Origin of the sequence: Limosilactobacillus portuensis (assembly GCF_014838735.1) — a bacterium.
Classification (GTDB): domain Bacteria; phylum Bacillota; class Bacilli; order Lactobacillales; family Lactobacillaceae; genus Limosilactobacillus; species Limosilactobacillus portuensis.
In genome coordinates, this window is record NZ_JABUXQ010000002.1 from 33,942 (window position 1) to 55,148 (window position 21,207).

15 protein-coding genes and 1 pseudogene are annotated in these 21,207 nt (G+C 41.0%); 6 read left to right on the top strand and 10 right to left on the bottom strand.

Going from position 1 to position 21,207, the window contains the following annotated elements; genetic code table 11:
• Positions 1–25: 25 nt before the first annotated feature.
• From HUK49_RS00960 to HUK49_RS00990, 7 genes are all read right to left on the bottom strand, one after another.
• The gene (locus HUK49_RS00960; protein WP_191912311.1) at positions 26–913 is read right to left on the bottom strand and encodes a LysR family transcriptional regulator; all 888 of its coding nucleotides are present in this window, start codon (positions 911–913) and stop codon (positions 26–28) included.
• A 429-nt stretch (positions 914–1,342) separates the two neighbouring features.
• Complete coding sequence (locus HUK49_RS00965; RefSeq protein ID WP_191912312.1) at positions 1,343–2,764, bottom strand: anion permease; 1,422 nt, start codon at positions 2,762–2,764, stop codon at positions 1,343–1,345.
• A gap of 70 nt (positions 2,765–2,834) precedes the next feature.
• A complete protein-coding gene (locus HUK49_RS00970) occupies positions 2,835–4,223 on the bottom strand; it encodes a flavocytochrome c (RefSeq protein ID WP_191912313.1) in 1,389 nt (462 codons plus the stop codon).
• A gap of 38 nt (positions 4,224–4,261) precedes the next feature.
• A complete protein-coding gene (locus HUK49_RS00975; protein WP_191912314.1) occupies positions 4,262–5,650 on the bottom strand; it encodes a class II fumarate hydratase in 1,389 nt (462 codons plus the stop codon).
• A 296-nt stretch (positions 5,651–5,946) separates the two neighbouring features.
• The gene (locus HUK49_RS00980) at positions 5,947–6,540 is read right to left on the bottom strand and encodes a peptidylprolyl isomerase (RefSeq protein WP_102168190.1); all 594 of its coding nucleotides are present in this window, start codon (positions 6,538–6,540) and stop codon (positions 5,947–5,949) included.
• A gap of 19 nt (positions 6,541–6,559) precedes the next feature.
• On the bottom strand, positions 6,560–7,603 hold the full coding sequence (locus HUK49_RS00985) for a zinc-dependent alcohol dehydrogenase family protein (protein ID WP_191912315.1): 1,044 nt from the start codon (positions 7,601–7,603) through the stop codon (positions 6,560–6,562).
• Positions 7,604–7,682: 79 nt separating this feature from the next.
• A complete protein-coding gene (locus HUK49_RS00990) occupies positions 7,683–9,227 on the bottom strand; it encodes a plasmid pRiA4b ORF-3 family protein (protein WP_191912316.1) in 1,545 nt (514 codons plus the stop codon).
• A gap of 196 nt (positions 9,228–9,423) precedes the next feature.
• Between HUK49_RS00990 and HUK49_RS00995 the strand changes: the two genes are divergently transcribed.
• Positions 9,424–10,830 carry a DUF2252 domain-containing protein gene (locus HUK49_RS00995; RefSeq protein WP_191912317.1) on the top strand — a complete coding sequence of 469 codons (1,407 nt, stop codon included), beginning with the start codon at positions 9,424–9,426 and terminating at the stop codon, positions 10,828–10,830.
• Positions 10,831–10,938: 108 nt separating this feature from the next.
• A complete protein-coding gene (locus tag HUK49_RS01000; protein WP_191912318.1) occupies positions 10,939–11,976 on the top strand; it encodes an aldose epimerase family protein in 1,038 nt (345 codons plus the stop codon).
• 135 nt (positions 11,977–12,111) lie between these two features.
• On the opposite strand, the gene HUK49_RS01005 is transcribed toward HUK49_RS01000, so the two are convergent.
• Positions 12,112–13,359, bottom strand: coding sequence for a D-alanyl-D-alanine carboxypeptidase family protein (locus HUK49_RS01005; RefSeq protein ID WP_191912366.1), 1,248 nt, complete (start codon positions 13,357–13,359; stop codon positions 12,112–12,114).
• 203 nt (positions 13,360–13,562) lie between these two features.
• On the opposite strand from HUK49_RS01005, the gene HUK49_RS01010 reads away from it, so the two are divergent.
• Entirely contained in the window at positions 13,563–14,354 is a 792-nt protein-coding gene (locus tag HUK49_RS01010; protein WP_191912319.1) for a serine hydrolase, read from the top strand.
• 182 nt (positions 14,355–14,536) lie between these two features.
• Here the strand turns inward: HUK49_RS01010 and HUK49_RS01015 are convergent, their stop codons facing one another.
• A complete protein-coding gene (locus tag HUK49_RS01015) occupies positions 14,537–15,427 on the bottom strand; it encodes an aldo/keto reductase (protein WP_102168195.1) in 891 nt (296 codons plus the stop codon).
• A gap of 202 nt (positions 15,428–15,629) precedes the next feature.
• Between HUK49_RS01015 and HUK49_RS01020 the strand changes: the two genes are divergently transcribed.
• Positions 15,630–16,472: an aldo/keto reductase gene (locus HUK49_RS01020; protein WP_191912320.1), complete on the top strand. Its 843-nt coding sequence runs from the start codon at positions 15,630–15,632 to the stop codon at positions 16,470–16,472.
• A 188-nt stretch (positions 16,473–16,660) separates the two neighbouring features.
• Here the strand turns inward: HUK49_RS01020 and HUK49_RS01025 are convergent, their stop codons facing one another.
• On the bottom strand, positions 16,661–17,986 hold the full coding sequence (locus HUK49_RS01025; protein WP_191912321.1) for a dihydrolipoyl dehydrogenase family protein: 1,326 nt from the start codon (positions 17,984–17,986) through the stop codon (positions 16,661–16,663).
• A 279-nt stretch (positions 17,987–18,265) separates the two neighbouring features.
• On the opposite strand from HUK49_RS01025, the gene HUK49_RS01030 reads away from it, so the two are divergent.
• On the top strand, positions 18,266–19,483 hold the full coding sequence (locus HUK49_RS01030) for an MFS transporter (RefSeq protein WP_102168198.1): 1,218 nt from the start codon (positions 18,266–18,268) through the stop codon (positions 19,481–19,483).
• A 48-nt stretch (positions 19,484–19,531) separates the two neighbouring features.
• Positions 19,532–20,988 (top strand): annotated as a pseudogene (gtfA, locus tag HUK49_RS01035) (sucrose phosphorylase).
• Positions 20,989–21,207: the final 219 nt, after the last annotated feature.

Here is a 21,207-nt window from a genome sequence, read left to right on the forward strand (position 1 = left end):
ATAATTATACCGACCTTGTCAACCACTAATTATCAAGTTGAATCTGTTTGACTCGCCGAATAAAGTCCTGCTCGTCATCACTCAGAACGTATCCTTCCCGAATTACGATTGAAATGTAAAACTTTTCTGGAATCGGATCAAGGATATCTAATGCTTTAATTCCTGGTTCATTTGTCGCGGCATCCTTAACCATTAGGCTAATTCCCTTATCTTGCCGAACGAGTTCCTTAATCCAAGAAATATTTGGCAAGCGATAAACAACAATTTGAGGTTTTATTTGAGCATATGTGCAATATGCCTGAAACGCAGATTGATGAACATATTGCTGATCGTAATTAATAAATTTTTGCGTCGCTAATTCATTAAAATAAACCGCATCCTTTTGAGCAAGTGAATTTTGCTTACTAACGATGATTCCAAAAGGCCGTGTTGCCACTAATTCAGCAAAAATACCATCTTCATTAATCGGTGCAGTTGAACCCAAAATGGCAATATCAATTTTTCCCTTCCGCAACTGATTAAGCAGATCGTGGGAACCAACTGAGGTTATTCGAAGACGGGAAAGTAAATCACCAGAAAACTCCTCAACAATTTTTGAAATATATAGTTTCCCAATAATTGGCGGCAAGCCAAACCGAATCTGCTTTTGGTTAGCACGGCTAATTTCCTTCCGTGTTAGATCGATCTTGTCATTAATCAGAACAGCATTTTCATAAAGAAGTAACCCACTTCGCGTAATCATTTCATCACGATGAAAGCGATCCTTACGAACTAATTGGGTATTAAATTCCCTTTCTAATCGTTGAATTGCTTGAGTAATACTCGGCTGGGAAACCTTAAATTCTTTAGCAACCCGTGTGTAATTTTTATATTTAACTAACGCAACAAAATACTGTAAATCGCGGGTATTCATTTTCGTTCCTTCCTTTTTTTGATACATAATCATATCTTACGCCATAACCAAACAGAACGGCAAGCAGATAATAATGACAAGTGTAATTAATTATCTCCGAATACAAAAAAACAGACTGACGAAAATAATTAATTTTCGTCAGTCTGTTAGTTAATTTTCTATTCTAAACTTTGAGTGGTTGAGCAATAGAGTTAAGAGCTGCTCGCCAGGAACTTGCTAGAGCTAATGTTCTAGGCGACCAAGCCGAAACGTGCTCACCGTGACCACAATCTGCGTTTAGCTGATGTGCTTGGCAACTCTCGCACTCTAGTTTAAACGTGCTTCACTCGAGTTTCCTAGAGCTAGCAACCTCCTTCCTAGGCGCTAGTCGCCTTCGTCGAGAGAAATCGTTATCATCCGGGAGCTTTTTTACGGCTTCGCACTCTCAAATTACCACATACCCAATACTTTCATCCAGAGGCTTCCGATACCGATCCAAACGACGATGTAGAAGATCCCGAGGACAAAGTTGAGTGACCACCACTTGGATTGAGGAACGTAACCAGAACCAAAGAGAACTGGTGCAGGACCTGAGGCGTAGTGCGTAGTAGATGCCATTAAGTTACCAAAGAACCCAAGCATCAAAGCAGCTAACATTGGTGGAACGTTAGCAGAAATTGCTACTGCTAAGAAGGCACTGTACATTGCAGTAACGTGGGCGGTTGAACTAGCAAAGAGATAGTGGGAGTAGAAGTAAACCACAATCAAAATGATTAATACTAATACCCAGTTCATTCCGTGAAGTGAGCTACCAACAGCCTTACTTAACCATGGAATAAATCCTAAACTTGTTAATGAACCAGCCATCATAACCAGAACAGAGAACCATGTTAATGTGTTCCAAGCACCAGTTTCATGCAAAACATCTTGCCAACTGAGAACCCCAGTTAAGAGAAGTAATCCTAATGCGATGAAGGCAGCCAAAGTTGCATCAACACCAATAAAGCTACCAACAATCCAGAGAACTAATGCTAATACAAAGATTACAGCCATCAACTTTTCAGGGAGAGTCATTGGTCCCATTTCTGAAAGCTGATCTTCAGCCCACTGCTTAGCGTTTGGTGTTTCCTTAATTTCAGGTGGATACATCTTGTAGATCAACCATGGTACAACGATTAATGAAATGACACCCGGTACCAAGGCAGCTAAGAACCAGCCAAGCCAGGTAACATTAACGCCATTCCCCTTAGCAAGGGTTTGAACTAGTGGGTTAGCAGCCATCGCCGTCATGAACATTGCAGCGGTAATCATATCACCATGGTATTCAGCAAAGATTAAGAATGAACCAATCTTCCGCGAGGTCCCCTTCTTGGGATCTGAACCAAATGACTGTGATAATGATTCAATAATTGGATATAAAACACCACCAGCACGAGCAGTGTTACTTGGGGTCGCTGGTGCCAAGATTAGGTCAACCCCAATTAATGAATAAGCTAAACCAAGGGTTCGCTTACCAAAGGCCTTAACAAAGTTCAATGCAATCCGCCGACCTAGTCCGGTCTTGATAAACCCACGGGCAATGAAGAATGCCATTGCAATCATCCAAATGGAGGCATTCCCAAAACCAACGATTGCTTTTTCCATTGGTACAGTCTTTGTCAATACCGTTAAAGCAAAGGCAACAATTGATACCCCACCAATTGGTAATGGCCGAGTAATACATGCAATGATCGTTGCAACGAATAAGGCAAACATATGCCAACCAGCAACCGGAACTGCAGCCGGCTTAATTGGGGTCATAAACCATAAGATTAGGCCAACGATAACAGGCCAAATGAACCCCTTATAATTTACACTTTCTAATTTTTTCATCTTTCCGTCCCTTAATTAAATAGTAATAATTGCTCGCGGTGGTTTTTCACCACCAACTGTTGCTATTTGTTTACAAACTCCGTGCGTAAAGGGCCACTTGTTGACCTGCTTGACGACCAAAGACGATCGTTTCAGCAATGGAGTTACCACCAACACGGTTGTTACCATGAAGACCACCAGCTACTTCACCGGCAGCGAAAAGTCCCTTAATGATGTCACCATTTCCATCAAGTACTTGAGTCTTTGGCGTAATGTGGATTCCCCCCATTGTGTAGTGAATAGCAGGGGCGATGTGGATAGCGAAGAATCCTGGCTTGGTAATACCACGATCCATCCCCGTTGTCCGACCAAATTCAGCATCATCATGATTTTCAACTGCTTGGTTCCAGGTGGTAACGGTTTGCTTCAAGTTGCTTGGATCCACATTAATCTTCTTCGCAAGATCTTCAATTGTTTCACCATGAACAACTAAGCCAACCTTGTCATAGAATTCAATTGCCTTAACGTGATCGCGAATTCCTTGATCAAAAATTAAATAAGCACTGTGCTCCGGTAACGCGGTAATTGCATTTGCACAAATCTTCCGCGTATTTAGTTCATTAACGAACCGTTTTCCTTCACCATTAACCATAATGGCCCCTTCACCACGAACTGCTTCACCAATCAGGTAGACGTGAGGGTTATCTTGCTGAACAGTTGGGTGCACTTGAACTAAATTCATTTGCATTAATTCAGCCCCAACGTTTTCAGCTAATTTCAACCCATCCCCAGTAGCACCTGGTTGGTTAGTTGTTTTGTAGCTTTCAAGATCTGGACGGAACCGCTTAATGTATTCTTTTGAAGCACCGAAACCACCAGTGGCTAAAATAACTGCTTTCGCATTAATAACCTTAGTGATTCCGTCAGCGTTAACTTCAACTCCATTAACCCGGCCATCGTCAGCCCGTCGTAATTTAGTAACTTTCGTCTTGTTAAATACAGGGATATCTTCTTGAGCAACGACTTCCAGTAAACTCTTTACCAAGAAGCCACCAATTGGCGCCATACTTGCTGGACGGTGGGTCCGCTTCTTAGACATTCCCCCGGTAATGGTAATATCATCCAGTTTAATGTCATGATCGGCTAACCAATCAATCGCTGGGGCAGTGTGGTAAACGAAGTAGCCTAACATATCTTTATCGTTGAGCCGGCCACCATCTTTATATGTTTCATGGTAAAAGTCAGCAACGTTATCGATCACACCATGGTGAAGTTGAACATTGGTTTCAGCAGCGTTCATTCCAGAAGAAGCCCGGTTGGTATTCCCACCAAGTTCCTTTTCCTTTTCTAGCACTGCAACCTTCATCCCTAATTCATTTGCTTGAATAGCGGCTGAAAGGCCAGTCCCACCAGAACCGATAATTACAACATCATAGTCATTTTCTAATTTGCCAACAGATGTTGGTTGAAATTCTGCCATTACGTAGTTCTTCCTTTCAATATTAGTTAGCTTTAACTCTAGTCCTTACGATCAACGTTGGTCATCTTAAGCATGTCCATCCATTCGTCGTATTGTTCTTCAGTTACCTTACCAGACTTCAAAGCAGCTTCCTTCAAAGTGCTTCCTGCCTTATCAGCAGCTTGAGCAATCTTAGCGCTGTCGTGGTAACCAATATGTGGTGATAATGCCGTAACAGTCATCAGTGAGTTATCAACTAATTCTGCCATCCGTTCTTCATTAACGGTCATGCCATGGATCATCTTGTCTGCAAAGCCCATGATTGTCCCAGTCATCAAGTCGGCTGATTCAAGGAATGCATCAATCAATACTGGCTTGTAAACGTTCATTTCAAAGTTACCCTGTGATGATGCCATTGTTACAACAGTATCATTACCGAATACCCGTAAAGCAGCCATCGTTACGGCTTCAGCTTGGGTTGGGTTAACCTTACCAGGCATAATTGATGAACCAGGTTCGTTAGCTGGGATGTTTAATTCACCATAACCAGCACGTGGACCAGAACCCAAGAAACGAATATCTTGAGCAATCTTGAACATATCGGCAGCTAAACTCTTCAATGCGCCGTGGACAACATCTAATCCTGAGTGGTTAGCTAAGCCGTAGAACTTGTTTGAATCAGCTGTTAAGTTTAAGCCGTATACTTCGCTAAGCTTTTCAGCAATCTTCTCTGGCATCCCTTCAGCAGCGTTTAATCCAGTACCAACTGCAGTTCCACCAATTGCCAATTCATTTAAGGTTGGTTCAAGGGTCTTAATGTAGTCAAGATCATGTTCAAGAGAAGCCACATAACCGGATAATTCTTGGCCGAAAGTCAACGGCACGGCATCTTGCAAGTGAGTCCGACCAACCTTAACGGTGTGCATGTACTTTTCTTGCTTAGCCTTCAATTCATCAATCAAGTGTTGAACAGCTGGCTTCAACTTATCAAGAGCTTCCAAAGCAACAACATTCATTGCTGTTGGGAAGGTATCGTTAGAACTTTGCCCCTTGTTAACATCATCGTTTGGTAGGATTTCGATGTCAGGGTTAAGTTGGTGTGCCTTATGAGCAACAACTTCATTGGTGTTCATGTTGGTTTGTGTACCAGAACCGGTTTGGTAAACCTTCAATGGGAAGTCTTTACGTAATTCTTCATCGCTCAAAGCTAAGAGTTCATCAATTGATTGAACAATCAAGTTACCCTTTTCTTCAGAAATAGCCTTTGTTTCCATGTTTGCTTGGGCAGCTGCCTTCTTAATGTTCAGCAAAGCACGAATAATGGCTAATGGCATATACTGACCAGTTGGGAAGTTGTTCCGACTCCGTTCTGTTTGTGGTCCCCATAATGCATCTGCAGGAATTTGAACTGGACCAAGAGTATCTTCTTCAGTACGGTATTTTGTCATTGTAAAAGCCTCCATTGTCTAAATAAATCGTCTGTTTGTGAAAAAATACACATTAATTACACTACTATCCTAACGCGGTATAATATCCATAGTCAAACATTCAATATGTTATAAAATTCACTTATAGTGTCTTCTTAATCACTGATAATCATTGAGTCCATCATCAATCGTTGAATAAATTTCACAAGCAAACCAAACAAAAAATTCTAGTTAAATCCTCAATGAAATAACTAGAATTTTTTGCTATATAAGATTAAAATCACAAAGTTATTAGACAGAACAACCCGATTTTAGCATTAGTTTTCATTATCAATCGTTACCTTTTCCATGATAACGTCCTTTTTCGGCTTATCCATCCTATCACGCTTAGCTTGGCTGATCTTTTTTACTACATCCATCCCGGTAATTACTTGGCCAAATACGGTATGACGGTGATCCAGCCATGGGGTGCCACCCACCTCTGCGTAATGATCGATAATTTCTTGTGGATAGCCAACTGCTTTCATTTGTTCAATCATATTAGCCGGAACATGTTCGTTAGAAACAATGAAAAACTGACTGCCATTAGTGTTAGGACCAGCATTAGCCATTGAAACCGCTCCGTTAAAGTTGAACAATTCATCGGAGAATTCGTCCTCAAAAGCTTTTCCATAAATACTCTTACCACCACGACCAGTTCCGGTTGGATCGCCACCCTGAATCATAAAATCAGGAATTACCCGGTGAAAGATCACCCCATCGTAGTAACCCTTTTCTGCCAATTGAACAAAGTTATCAACGGTCTTGGGTGCCTGCTCCTTAAATAGCTGAACTTTAATTTCACCAAGGTTTGTTTTGATTGTTGCTTGCGGCCCCTTCACAGCCCCAAGTTTTAGTTGCGGATATTGCATTTTGCTTCCTCCTTAATTTTTACTCATGACTTATTCTTAGCACACAAGCGCCTTTAATATCACCACGTTTAACGTATTTTAGTGCATCAAGCGCCTTTTCAAGCGGGTATTCGGTAACTTCTGGATGAATATTAAGACGATCGGCTAATGTTAAGAATTCTTCTCCATCACGGCGAGTATTACTTTCAACACTCGTTAGCGTCTTTTCATGGAAGAGGTGTTTTTGGTAGTTCAGTGTTGGAATATCCGACATGTGGATCCCTGCCATTGCCAACGTTCCTCCGGGAATTAAACTCTCCAATGCTGGCAAAACGATATCGCCAACTGGAGCAAAAATAATTGACGAATCTAACGGGACATCCGAAAGATCATATGCCCCCTTAGCAGAAACACAGCCAAGCTGAAGAGCAAACTTTCGTGCATCAGCCCCCCGAGTAAAGACGTGAACTTCTACTCCCTGAGCTAATGCAATTTGCGCTGTTATATGTGCGGAGCCACCAAATCCATACAAACCGAGGCGACCACCTGCAGGAACATTTGCCCGTTCATAAGCCCGGTAGCCAATTATCCCCGCACATAATAGTGGCGCTGCTTCGAGGTCATTAAACTTCTCAGGAATCCGGTAAGCAAACCCTTCTGGTACGGTAATATACTCAGCATAGCCACCATCATGGTCCCAGCCGGTATAAACTGAATGCGGGCAGAGGTTTTCATGACCGGAACGGCAGAATTTACAAACGCCACATGCATGCCGGAACCATGGAATCCCAATTCGCTCTCCTAATTCAAATCGTTGTGTTTCTGGCCCAAAAGCAACTACCTTACCAACAATTTCATGTCCTGGAGTAACGTGCTCACGATGAACCGGCAAATCGCCTTCTGCCACATGTAAATCGGTATGGCAAACACCACAAGTAAGGACCTTTACTAAAACCTCTCCGCGTTGTGGTTGTGGAACCGGCTTGGTAACAAGCTTTAGTGGAGCATTTTCGCCATCAATTGGACCAGGCGTTGTTACTTCCCAGGCACGCATTGTTTTTGGAATTTCAACTTGATTACTCATCTTCAAGACCTCTTTTAATTAGCTTTCTGTAAACTATTGTAGTCTTTTTTGAATATTTGTGAATTAACAAACAATAAAATCATTGATACTGTTTAGCAATTTCTGCCGTTAAAGCAGACCATTGTTTTTGCAACTGGTTAACATTTAAGCCACTATTGATTGTCTGATCATCCTGAGCAGCTAGTTCTAAACCAGCTGTTCCGCCAATATCATCTACGATCCCCTTGCCATTGCCATCTAAGACTTTTGGTTCAGTCGGACTTAGTCGATAACGTCTAATTGGCGTCGTTTTCTCAATTAGAATGTTGAATTGCCAAGAATTACCAAAATCATATTCGAGTATTAACTGATCTCCCTGATGAGCCTCCCCTAACCAATGGAGCGTAATATTCTCTCCGCCATCAAGGTACGGTAATTGGTAATTTTTCTTGTTTAATTGAAGGTTATACAGGTGTGAGCCGGTTGCACCAAAACTAGCCATAATGAAGTAACAAAGATCATCAAGACGGGTTTCGCCACTAAACTGAAGTCGTCGCCACATGCTCGGCTGGTAATCTGCTAATTCAACTTTTATTTGATATTCAAGTTTACGGTAACGGTGGGCATGTTTTAATGAAGAACGACGCCGGGCAAGTTCGGATTCTGCGCTATGCAGCATTCTTTCTAACCGGTAACCTTCCTTAGCGGGCGTTGCGTTATCAATTGCCTGGTTTAATGCCTGACTAAACTGGTCAAAGTCAGCATCAGCAAACAGATCCTGTCGTTTAAGAAACCGACCAAATTCCCGAAAGGCGGTTCCCATCCCCCGGTACTTTGAAGTAGTTAATCGTTCACTATTGCGTTTGCCATAATCATAAACGTAATAATAAATTGTCGAAATATCGTCCAGAATTGTCTTCCCACCTTCTGCAAGATAAGATAGGTAATCCGTTGCGTAATCAGTATCCCGATCAATAATTTGATCACTCTTCCCAACTTGTTCCAGAGAAGAACGGTAATCCCGAATAATCTCCTCGCTAACTTCTGACTCATTCATAACATCATTGAGCGATTCAGAATGGTAAAGATATCGCCGATTATGCTCATTAAGCGTAGGATGTGCGGGAACAGCAAAATTATTAATTACGTAATTCTCAAAAAGTTCCGTTGCTGTCTGAACCTCGTTTGTTTTGACATCCTGCAGCTTTAAATTTTTCATCAACGCGAGTGAAATTGCTGGGTTACTAGGATCGTCATCCCACTGCACAATATCAGGTCGCGTTAACAGGTTTTGAAAAATCTGCAACCGCTGTTGGAGTGCAGGAACAACCGGCCGAACAAATTCAACCTGTTTTAATTGGGCATCACGAATCATCCGAATTTTAACCCGTGGTACCGGAAGAACTTCTAATAAGCGGATTAGCTCACGCTTAAACGTTGCGGTAAAAGCCCGCGGGTCACTAAATTGCTGAGGATGACGGACAATTACCGGTAACGATAGAAGGTTATTCATTACAATCATAAAATCGCCGGTTACCCTAATCGACCAGGCATCAGTGCGCATCAACCGTTGTTCATCAGCTAGCCTTGTATTGGCGTGGAGATGCTGAGCAACATTATTTTCAACAGCAATTAACACCATCATCACTCCTTCTTTTAAAACGGGGTTAATCTAATTCTTTAGCGTTTCTCCAGAAATCCCAGAACCCCTATTTAATCCCTTATGTTTCCTTTATCTCCATTGTGACAGAATGACTAAATGAAAACAAATATTCTAGACAATCAAGACAAAACTACTACAATAATTAAGAAAACGTGAAATATTAAAAGGAGTAACCAAAATGATTGATTCTGGTAAATTAGATATTTTTGATCTCAAAAAAATCAAAATTAATCGAACGGCAAAAGAGTTAGAAGAGGCAGGAAAAGAAAAGCGAGCTAAGGTAAGTAGCGAACAATTGGCCGAATTTATTCCCGTCCACCGAGATCCTGTTGCCGCGATTAAGAAAACAGAATCTAAAATGGTTCAGGAACTGCTGCCACTTCGTCATGAACGAATGCTGGCTAGTAAGTTTGCTTTCTTTCGCGGAACAGCAGAACTAATGGAACAAGATCTTAAGGATCAGTACCAAAGCCACATTCCGTTAATTATTTGTGGAGATGCCCACGTCAATAATTATGGCTTCTATGCTTCTCCAGAGCGCCAATTAATCTTTGGCCTGAATGATTTTGATGAATCCCGGATAGGCAATTGGGAAAGTGATCTTAAACGTCTTCTGGTTAGCGCTCGCTTAGCTGGTGAAGAAAACGGTTTTAGTAACCACCATTTGAATGCCGTCCTCCACCTAATTACTAAAACCTACCGTCATAGTATAAAGCACAATAATAAGCTGAGTCTCTTTCAACGGCTATACTCTTCATACGAAATTCATGATATGATCACTGCAATTGATACTTTGCATAGTAGTACAAGTCAAATGAACGAAATCCTCAATAAGATTATCAAGAAAAGTAGTCGGAGCAACTCTGAGCAAATTGTTAAGAAGATGACGAAACTTGACGAAAACGGCCAATTAAGGTTTAGCGAAAATGCTCCGCGCGCTAAACATCTCAATGCAGAGAAGTACGCAGAAATTCTTCAGGGCTTTAATCATTATCGGAATAATGTGCGCCAAGATATCCGCATCTTTCTTGGTAATTTTAGTATTACCGATATTATTCGCTACAGCGTTGGCGTTGGTAGTTTTGGGACTCGCTGCTACCTGCTCCTCCTCACTGGTAATGAAGGTAGCCACCTAGTTCTCCAGATTAAGGAAGCGATGCCCCTGCGCTATAACTTACTCCGTTTACCGACTGCAAAAGCAATCAAAAATGGTGTGCTGGCAGGCCGAAGAATCGTGACCGCGCAACGAACTCTTCAAGCTTCTTCTGATCCATTTCTTGGTAGCACATCATTTGGCGGCCGAAGTTACTATGTTCGCCAATTCCGTGATATGAAAGAATCAATCAATGTCAGCAAGCTTGATTACGAAAGTTTTAACCTCTACTGCCAAATCTGTAGTTCACTGTTAGCAATGGCCCACTTTCAAAGTCCAACCGCCCCAATGGTTCGTGGTTACCTAAGGGGACAGAAAATATTAGATGACGGCCTCGTCGACTGGACAAACGCCTATGCTAAACAAGTAGCTGTCGATTATGATGATTTTCGGAATAGCTTGCAGGGTAATAATGTATTAATAACAAAATAATAGTTTATAAGGAGATAGCGCAAACGTTTGCACCATCTCCTTATTCATATGTGGTAAAATGGTACTTGTAAATATTGAAGCGCTTACTTCAAGGAGGCAAATGAAATTATGAATATTACTAAAGTACCATTTGGAACTTACCAAGATAAGCCAGTTACAAAGTATATTTTGACAAATGATCACGGTGTTCAAGCGGGAATCTTAGACTTTGCTGGGCTATTACAATCATTTAAGGTGCCAACAAAGAATGGCGGCAAGGCCGATATGATCTTAACCAGTGAAAACCTTGATGAATTTACTAACAATGGTTTTTGCACTAACCGTTTAATTGGCCGGGTTGCGGGAAGAATTGCTGATGGTCACTTTGAAATTAATGGTAAGGAATACCAACTTGAACAAAATGAAGGGAAGAACACGCTTCATGGTGGGACAAATGGTTTTTACAGCTATATTTGGGATGTTGATTCTACTAACGTCACTGATAATGAAGCATCCATTACCTTAAGTCTCACCCTTACTGAAGATATGGATACTTTCCCTGGAAAAATCCATGTCACCGCAACCTATACACTAGATAATGACGATAACCTGACCTTGAAGTTTGGTGCTACATCTGATGCGGATACTTTGTTTAACCCAACTAACCACACTTATTGGAATATGGCTAAGGCAAGTGCCAAGACAGTTGATCAATTAAAACTCTATGTCAATTCCAAAAACCATTTAGCCGTTGATGATGGCAAAATCCCAACTGGAGAAAAACTGGCAAACGAAGGAACACCATTTGACTTTAGCACCCCAACCCGTCTTGGTGATGCTCTCAAAGAAATGGCATCGACTAAAGAAAACGGGTTTGATGATATTTGGGAAGTCGAACCAAGTCTCACCGAACCAGTTGCTACCCTTGAAGATCCCGAAAGCGGCCGTAAGATGACCCTCTACTCAGACCGGAATGCCTTAATCATGTACACCATGAATTCTGATGATCCAGCGGTTTATAACCACGGTGAAGTTCACCCACACTTAGGGCTTGCAATGGAAGCACAAACTCTTTCAGATGCTATCCATCATCCTGGTTTCGGTGATATCACACTTCATCCAGGTGACGAAAAGGAATACACAATTAAGTGGCACGTAGAATACTAGTTTTTTATAAGCCCTAAAGAAAAAGAAGGAAGCACTCCAGAAGTTATTGATGACTTCTGGAGTGCTTCCTTCTCATTTTCACGATTTCCAAATACATATAGTCTAATTTCAAGAAGCTTAACTCAGCTTCTTCCCTTAAAACCATCCATTCTTTTTGATATTATCAGTGGCTTTAACAGGGAGTTGAATTGAGGGCATCCCCGTTGGTTTAAGGGTAACATAGGCGACATGTTGACCCTTTTTAACTGGAGCTTTTAGCTGGTGAGTCATTGACCGATCTGACTGATCTATCTTCAATTTTGCCCCAACCTGGTTAAGCGTTGTACCCTTAGGAAGCCAGATCGTAGTCGACTTGATTAGTTCAAGTCCGGTACTATGTTTATCTTTGGCATGGACAACATGAGCGTCCTGAACATTCTTTGATAGCTGTCGTAAAGAAGTTAGCTGAACTGGCTGATAAATCTTAGTTAATTTCTCATAGAATTTCTGAGCATCCTTAGACTGATCGTTCCAATCGCCCTTAGTATGGAGGGCAACAACAATCACCCGCCGACCAGCAAACATTCCTGTTGAAATTATACATTTACCAGCTGTATCAGTATTTCCCGTCTTCAGTCCATCAATTGTCCCGTTTTTAGGAGCAAACCCGTTTTCTGGCAATAACGAATTAATGTTTATCATTTGGTATTCCTGATTTGCACTAACCCGAAAATTAGCCATCTTAGTCTTGGTAATTTTGAGTGAATCAGAGTACGTCTCAATTAGGTACTTTGAAATAAGTGCCATATCTTTAGCCGAGAACTGGTTTTCTGCCGTCTTCTTGACATTTTTGAGGCTATTTTTCCCTAAGTCACCATTCGCTAAACCAATCATATTATAAATTTTAGCATCGGTAACGCCCGCTTTTTTGGCAACTGCTTGCATTTTCTTATTAAAGGCTGCGGTACTCCCCGCGTCCGCCAAGGCAAGGGCTTCTGCACTTCCATCAGCTGATACAATCATCATTGACTCAGTTAACTGACGAATAGTGTAGCTCTCACCCGCATTCAGTGGCACATTAGAAAAATGCCAATCATTCGCAACCTTAGCAACGGCTGGTGTAATCTTAACTTTCTGGTTCCAACTCAAGTGGTGGTTCCTTACATCCTGTTCGATTACAGCTAGCGTTAGTACCTTAGTTAAGGATGCAACCGTGTAAGTTTTATTGGCATTCTTTTGATATAGAACTTGACCTGTTTCCGCATCAATTGCGTAAGCCGCCCGCGCATTTAAACTTAACGTTGTTGTATCCGCTGAAACGGTATTAATAACCCCTAAAGCAACTACATTTACCGTTAAAATGGCAATTAGAAACGCAATTAACGCCCTTTTTAATTTTTTCATCACACTATCGTTATCCCTCTCTCAAAAATATCAAACTCAATAATATCGCATTCCGATGTTAAGAGGATGACTTTTTAATAACTTTTATGAAACATTTTCCTAGTTATTAAAATTCTCCTAATAATTAGATGAGAATTCCTCCTTTTTCCCTCAATTACTGGTATGATTGTCTAATGTTATCAAATTAAAGGAGAGTTTTCATTATGGGTGCATCTCATCGTCGGTTAAACCGTCGTAAAGTTGTCTTGTTTATTCTTATCATTCTTGCCGCTTTCTGGGGAATACACCATTTTACCGCAACTAGTCCCCGCTTAAAGTCAGCTTGGAATAAGATCATTTTCACCTCAAACAATAACGTTGCTATCGCTGTTTATTCACCGAAAACTCACCGAACATACTCATCGTCCAATGTTCCAAACCATAAATTCCATATGGCAAGTACGGTTAAGGTCAGCATTCTTGCTGGTCTCTTGGTTAAGCAAGATGGTGCCTTATCATCACACCAGCGCTCATTAGCTAAACAAATGATTGAAGCGAGTGACAATAACTCAACAAGTGAATTATTCGATAATCTTGGCGGACAGGAAGGTCTTCAATCGACGTTTAATCAATTTGGGATGAAGAATTCAACAGCGGATTCATCTTGGGGATTAAGTACCACGACGGCTAAAGATCAAATTAAGCTTCTTAATAATATTTTCTACAAATCAAACCTCTTATCCGCGGATTCTCAACAATACATCAGCAATCTAATGAGTAATGTTGAAAGTGATCAAATTTGGGGGGTCTCGGCTTCGAGTGATAATTTTGCTCTGAAGAATGGTTGGCTCGAAAATGGCAATGAAAAATGGATCATTAACAGTATTGGTTATGTTAAGAATAATAACGGTACTTCCTATACCATCTCCATGTACAGTGACAAGAACCAGTCGATGCAAACCGGAGAAGAGGTCCTCAATCAGCTTGCCCGCGTCACAAAACCAATTCTAAATTAACTCCGTAAAAATGGGACTGTGACATAAGTACTTTTACCAAGTCCAAATACGAACAGCGCGGTACGCAAATGGGTTCCAGTGTCCGGTATAACCGAACTCTGGAACCCTATTTGCGCTCGCGGGGACGTGAAAACGAAGTCATAAATGACTTCTGTCACGTTCCCTTTTATCCCAATTAAATTTCACCATCTATCTGGCGTTGCAACATAATCACCGATTCCATCAGGATTACCATTCCACTGGAAATCGTGATACCAGAGTGAATGCTTTTCTTGATCTAACTCATCAATTTCTTTCATTTCAGCAGCAGAAAGGACGAAATCAAAGATCTCCATGTTCTCTTTCATCCGTTGCTCATGGATTGTCTTTGCTAGTTCGATCATTCCGTGTTGCAATCCCCAGCGAAGTTCAACTTGAGCCGCACTCTTATTATGTGCTTCAGCAATCTTGTTAACAACTGGGTTCTTTAATAACGTTCCGCTTCCTAGTGGTGACCACGCTTCAAGCTTTATACCGTGTGAACGGTCAAAGTCGACAATTTCCTGTTGATGGATATGGGGGTTGAATTCAATCTGATTTACCGCCGGAATTATTGTTCCATGATCCATTAAATCAGTCAGCCTTTCATTATTAAAATTAGAAACACCAATTGCCCGTGCTTGACCATCCTTTAAAATGGCTTCCATTGCTCGCCAGGTTTCGTTATATTTTCCATCTACTGGCCAGTGCTCTAATAAAAGATCCACGTGATCAGTCTGCAAAGCCTTTAACTGCTCTTCAAAGGCTTGTCGAACACGATCATAATCTCCCTGATCACCGTTAAAGATCTTAGTAGTTAGGAAAATGTCATCACGCTTAATACCATCTTCCTTAATGGCAGCTTGAATTCCCTTACCAACACCTGCTTCATTTCCGTACTGTTTAGCAGTATCAATTAAAACATAACCATTCCGTAAGGCAGCATGAACAGCATTTGCCGCATCCTCAATTGTCGACTTCCAAACTCCCAGTCCTAATTGAGGAATCTTTACTCCATTATTCAGTTCAATTTGTGGTTGCATATTTTGGTTCATATATTACCCACCTCCATAATCTGTATTAATCCTTTTACTACTAGAATGCAAAAAAATTAATTATTAACAGCTTGCCACCTCATTGAATAACAAATCCAGCCAAGATAGGTCTATAATAAAGCTAAACTTTTAACTTAGTAACAAGCTAATCTTAGAAAATTCAAGTCATGATTCTCTGATTTCTTAAGTGGGAGTTGATAAAATGGAAATTCAATCAAACATGTTAACCCTTGCTGATGGTAACCAAATGCCACAAGAAGGATTTGGTCTTTACAAAGTTGACGATCAAAAAACGATGAATAACGCAGTTCGCGCAGCCTATGAAGATGGTTACCGCCTTTTCGATACCGCTCAGCTTTACGGTAATGAGGCAGAAGTCGGTCAGGCATTTAAAGATTTGAATATTTCCCGGGAAAATATTTTTGTAACCACCAAGGTTTCTGAGGCTAACCAAGGATACCAAAGTGCAATTAATTCCGTAAAAGAGTCCTTAAAGAAACTTCAGATGGACTATGTTGACCTCTTACTTGTTCATTGGCCTATTCAGCGAGCCTTTTTTGATACTTGGCGTGCTTTTGAAGAATTAAAAAAGGAAGGACTTGCTAAATCAATTGGTGTTAGCAACTTTCAAATTATCCACCTTCAATATTTAGCAACCAAGGCTAATGAAATGCCTGTTGTTAACCAAGTTGAGCTTCATCCACGTTTAACCCAAAAGCCACTGCTTAAATATGACGAAGAACACCAAATTGTTACCCAGGCATGGAGTCCGCTTGGCCGTGGAGCAGTCCTCAATATTCCTGAATTAAAGGCAATTGCTGAAAAACACGGTAAGTCAACTGCTCAAATCATTTTACGTTGGCACTTACAAAACGGGGTTTCATTTATTCCAAAGTCCGTTCATCCTGAGCGAATTCAGCAAAATGCGGATATTTACGATTTTAGCCTATCTCCTGAAGAAATGAAGACGATCGATAGCCTTAATCAATACGCTCGAACCGGTCGAGAACCCGAATTGACTTACGAATACAATCATCAATATTAGCAGAAGCTGGGAATCAAGCTTTTTAAGAGTCCGTATGGCTAATCGAGAACGGAGGTGATCAGAACCGTTCTCCGTTCGTAACTAGACACTAGGGCTCTGCTTGATTTCCGCGATTAGACTCGGTAATTCCAGGAATTACTGGTAATAGTAAGGGCTTGAGAAAATTTTTTCTCAAGCTCCTTTATTAATCAAATCAAACCTCCAGCAACCTTATCTGCTAATGCAGGGTAAATGGCGATAATTGCTTGGCGGTATTCTTCACCAGTAACCTTTAAACCAATTATCGGGAGGAAGTTATTAACATCATCGGCTGCATGATCGCCAACGACACTGACACCAGCTAAGACAGCTCCCTCAAAAATTAGGGTTAACTTTCCGGTTTGATCATTTTGCCCAGCTGCAAGGCTAGAATACTTAAGATTAAGGTTTTTTGTCTGATATTGACTATTTTCCCTTACTTCTTCCTCCTTCACACCAGCTTCAGCAATCTCCGGGAACGTAAACGCAGCGGTTCCAATCGTTGGATATTTAATTGCTAGTGATGTTTTCTCCTCTAGGTAGTTAAAGAGGTACTCTCCTTCAAATTCAGCAACCGGTGTCAGCTTAGGCTGCGGTCGACTGATAACATCACCAATTGCGTACACATTAGGATTACTCGTTTGCAGGTGTTCATTAACAATAATGCCGCCCCGATCAATATCAATGTTAGCCGCTTCTAATGCTAGCCGATCAATATTGGGTTGACGACCACTTGTATCGACCACATAATCAGTTGGGATTTCCCCTTGATCGGTCTGAACAATGAATCCTTCATCTTGTTGACGGACGCCTTGAACGCTGGTATCCATTAAAAATTCGACGCCACGCTTTTCCATTGCTTCCTTTACCACTTGAACCTTTGATGCAGGGAAAGCTTTTAATGGACGAGCGGAATGGTCAATGATCGTAACTGCAGCTCCTGCAGCACCAAGCACAGTTGCTAATTCCATAGCAACATAACCGCCGCCAATAAAGGTAACATGTTGCGGCAAGTGTGGGAGTGATAGGACATCCCTACTAGTATGCGTAAATTGGTCGCCAGGAATTGCTAACCGATGAGGACGTTGCCCTGTAGCAATTACAATTCGGTTGCTTTGATATTGGTGACCATTAACTTCAATTGTATTATCATCCACGAAATGGGCATACCCTGACTCAACATCATGGCTTTTAGCAATGATCGCCTTAGTCTCTTCTGGCCATGAATTAAACCGTTCTAACTTAGTAGCCATTAACTTCTGCCAATCGATTGTTGCCGTTTGTTCGATTCCTCTTCCTTGGAGTTGCTGACTCTGTAAAACTACTCTAGTTGCCCCTTCAAGGAAAATTTTTGGCTCACAGCCATAATTTGGGCATGTCCCGCCAAATTCATCCCCATCAACAACTAAAACTTTCCGGGATGTTTTAGCTAACAAATTAGATAGCTTGTAGGCTGCTGGACCAGACCCAATTAAAATATAATCATATTTTTTCATTTCTTACCCTCCATTTCTCTTGGTCTCAAGATAACACAAGATGGTTTCAAAAAATATTTTTCTGCTTATTCAACTTTTCACTTTTACTGTCCATTCGTTTCATTTCGCATTCCCATAAGCTTTCATTCTTATTTTCATAAGATGCCAATTTAATAGCAATGAAAATGATTACAATTTTAATTGATAAACGTTTGATATTTAAAAATAGTCATTGTATATTATTCACACAAGCAAATGATAAGCGTTTATCAAATTAATATTTGGAGAGTAATTTGAACTATGAATAACAAGAATTCAATGGTTACCAAACTCGCTTTCTTATCCGTTTCCTTCATGGTTACTAGTGCATATGCCATTCAAGGTTCACTACCACAATTAAAGGCTGCATTAGGAATCAGTCAGCCACAATCGGAGTACCTGGTTACTACTCCTTCATTTGCGGTAATGATCTTCGTTGTCCTTTCACCATTACTTCAAGAATGGTTCAACATTTCTGACAAGAAGATTATTATGGCTGGTGTTACCATCGTTGGACTTGCTGGGTTGGTTCCAATGTTTATTAGTAACTACACTATTATCCTGATTTCCCGACTAATTCTGGGTGCTGGTTATGGGTTATATAACTCCCAAGCTATTTCCCTGATTTCTGTTTGGTATCAAGGCGAAACCCGAGCGCAAATGCTTGGTTGGCGTGCGGCTGCCGAACAAATTGGTCAAGCATGTACCCTTGCAGTTGCTGGTCTCTTACTCAACTATGCTGGCTGGCATGCTTCATTCCTTGTTTATGCCTTTGCATTCGTTGTCCTCTTCTTCTTTGCAATGCGGGTTCCTGATGACAGTAAAGCTCAAGACGATAGCGTTGCTGAAGATGATCTCGCTGAGGAACTAACTAACGAAAAGCCACAAGATATTACCAAGATTAGCCCCGTTGTTTATCTTCTTGTCTTATTCGCGTTTCTGCTAGTTGTAGACTACGTTGGAATGGAAAACCGGTTCCCTGGTCTTTCTGTTGCCATCAACGGTGAACAATACACCGGTTCATCAATGTTCCTTTCCTTAATGTTGATTGGGGCAACTCTTGGTGGAATCTGCTACGGTCCAATTAATAAACGCCTTGGCTTTGGAACTGTTTACCTTGGCCTCGGCTTAATGGCCCTTTCAAACTTCTTATTCGGGTTTGCCGGTCATAACTTTGTTGTCATGGTTATCGGTTTGTTATTAATCGGTTTCCCCCTTCAATTAGTTTCACCATTAATTTTTAACTTACTTCCAGACTTGGCGCCTGCTAAGCGACAACCATTAGTAACATCCCTTTGCTTAATCGGATTTAACTTTGGTTCATTCTTCTCACCAACTATCGGGCAATGGACAAACAACTTGCTTGGCCAGCCATTAAGTGGTCTCGGCCTTGCAGCACCATTTCCGGTTTACGGTGTTGTCCTGATTCTAATCGGAATCATTATTTTCTTTGCAAGTCGTCACGCACACAAAGCTTAATCAGAATTATTTAGGAGGATTTTAATTATGCCTATTTAAAACAAAGCAATGTTAATTACCTACTCTGACTCAATGGGAAAGAACATCAAGGAAACTCATGAAGTATTGAAGAACTACATTGGTGACGCTATTGGTGGTGTTCACTTACTACCATTCTTCCCTTCAACTGGTGACCGTGGGTTTGCCCCATACCGTTACGATGTTGTTGATTCTGCGTTCGGTGACTGGGATGATGTTGAAGCATTAGGTGAAGACTACTACTTAATGTTTGACTTCATGATCAACCACATCTCCAAGAAGTCAGAAATGTACCAAGACTTCAAGGAAAATCATGACGATTCCAAGTACAATGATTTCTTCATTCGTTGGGAAAAGTTCTGGGAAGCAGCCGGTAAGGGTCGACCTACTCAAAAAGATATTGACCTTATTTACAAGCGGAAAGATAAGGCTCCTGAACAAGAAATTGACTTTGCTGACGGTTCTAAGGAACACCTCTGGAATACTTTTGGTGAAGAACAAATTGACATCAACGTTAAGAGTAAGGTTGCTCAAGAATTCTTCAAGCAAACTCTTACTGACATGGTTAAGCACGGTGCTGACTTAATTCGTTTAGATGCCTTTGCTTACGCTGTTAAGAAGGTTGACACTAACGACTTCTTTGTCAAACCAGAAATTTGGGACCTCTTAAATGAAGTGCGTGATATTCTTGCCCCTTACAAGGCTGATATCTTGCCAGAAATTCATGAACACTACACTATTCCAGAAAAGATTTCTGACCACGGTTACTTTGTTTACGACTTTGCATTACCAATGACCACCCTTTACACTCTCTACTCTGGTAAGACTAACCGCCTTGCCAAGTGGTTGAAGATGTCACCAATGAAGCAATTCACTACTCTTGATACTCATGATGGAATCGGTGTTGTTGATGCTAAGGACATCTTAACTGATGACGAAATCGAATACGCATCAAACGAATTATACAAGGTTGGTGCCAACGTAAAGCGGAAGTACTCAAGTGCTGAATACCACAACCTTGATATTTACCAAATCAACTCCACTTACTACTCAGCACTAGGTGACAACGATGACGCCTACCTCCTTTCCCGGGCAATCCAGGTCTTTGCTCCTGGTATTCCAATGGTTTACCTGGTATTCCAATGGTTTACTATGTTGGTTTGCTTGCCGGCTCAAACGACCTTGAATTACTCGAAAAGACTAAGGAAGGTCGGAACATTAACCGTCACTACTACACCAAGGATGAAGTTGCTAAGGAAGTTCAACGTCCAGTAGTTGCAAATCTCCTGAAGTTACTCTCATGGCGGAACAAGTTTGCTGCCTTTGATCTTGATGGTTCAATTGAAGTTGAAACTCCAACCGAAACCACAATCAAGATTACCCGGAAGGATAAAGACGGCAAGAACGTTGCTGTCCTCGATGCTGATGCTGCCAACAAGACCTTTACAATCACTGCTAACGGTGAAAAGGTTATGGAACAAAAGTAATTCATTAAATTAACCGACTGATCATAACCCCTTTCCAATTAATAAGTCCGGTTAAATAACTAGAATTACCGATATCTTAAACTTAATTAGGTCACTAATATTCCAGAATTTTTGGATATTAGTGACCTATTTTTTGTAATTGCGTTCATTGTAAGCGGTTTTATGGTACGATCAGAATAGAGTTGTATTGTTAACTAGGTTTGTTACAGGAGGATGATT

What these genes read in the sequence shown, in the direction of transcription:
- HUK49_RS01015 (WP_102168195.1), bottom strand. Translation starts at nt 15,427, where the DNA reads ATGAACCAAAATATGCAACCACAAATTGAACTGAATAATGGAGTAAAG.
- HUK49_RS01005 (WP_191912366.1), bottom strand. Translation starts at nt 13,359, where the DNA reads ATGAAAAAATTAAAAAGGGCGTTAATTGCGTTTCTAATTGCCATTTTA.
- HUK49_RS00980 (WP_102168190.1), bottom strand. Translation starts at nt 6,540, where the DNA reads ATGCAATATCCGCAACTAAAACTTGGGGCTGTGAAGGGGCCGCAAGCA.
- HUK49_RS01030 (WP_102168198.1), top strand. Translation starts at nt 18,266, where the DNA reads ATGAATAACAAGAATTCAATGGTTACCAAACTCGCTTTCTTATCCGTT.
- HUK49_RS00975 (WP_191912314.1), bottom strand. Translation starts at nt 5,650, where the DNA reads ATGACAAAATACCGTACTGAAGAAGATACTCTTGGTCCAGTTCAAATT.
- HUK49_RS00990 (WP_191912316.1), bottom strand. Translation starts at nt 9,227, where the DNA reads ATGATGGTGTTAATTGCTGTTGAAAATAATGTTGCTCAGCATCTCCAC.
- HUK49_RS00960 (WP_191912311.1), bottom strand. Translation starts at nt 913, where the DNA reads ATGAATACCCGCGATTTACAGTATTTTGTTGCGTTAGTTAAATATAAA.
- HUK49_RS00995 (WP_191912317.1), top strand. Translation starts at nt 9,424, where the DNA reads ATGATTGATTCTGGTAAATTAGATATTTTTGATCTCAAAAAAATCAAA.
- HUK49_RS00985 (WP_191912315.1), bottom strand. Translation starts at nt 7,603, where the DNA reads ATGAGTAATCAAGTTGAAATTCCAAAAACAATGCGTGCCTGGGAAGTA.
- HUK49_RS01000 (WP_191912318.1), top strand. Translation starts at nt 10,939, where the DNA reads ATGAATATTACTAAAGTACCATTTGGAACTTACCAAGATAAGCCAGTT.
- HUK49_RS00970 (WP_191912313.1), bottom strand. Translation starts at nt 4,223, where the DNA reads ATGGCAGAATTTCAACCAACATCTGTTGGCAAATTAGAAAATGACTAT.
- HUK49_RS01010 (WP_191912319.1), top strand. Translation starts at nt 13,563, where the DNA reads ATGGGTGCATCTCATCGTCGGTTAAACCGTCGTAAAGTTGTCTTGTTT.
- HUK49_RS01020 (WP_191912320.1), top strand. Translation starts at nt 15,630, where the DNA reads ATGGAAATTCAATCAAACATGTTAACCCTTGCTGATGGTAACCAAATG.
- HUK49_RS01025 (WP_191912321.1), bottom strand. Translation starts at nt 17,986, where the DNA reads ATGAAAAAATATGATTATATTTTAATTGGGTCTGGTCCAGCAGCCTAC.
- HUK49_RS00965 (WP_191912312.1), bottom strand. Translation starts at nt 2,764, where the DNA reads ATGAAAAAATTAGAAAGTGTAAATTATAAGGGGTTCATTTGGCCTGTT.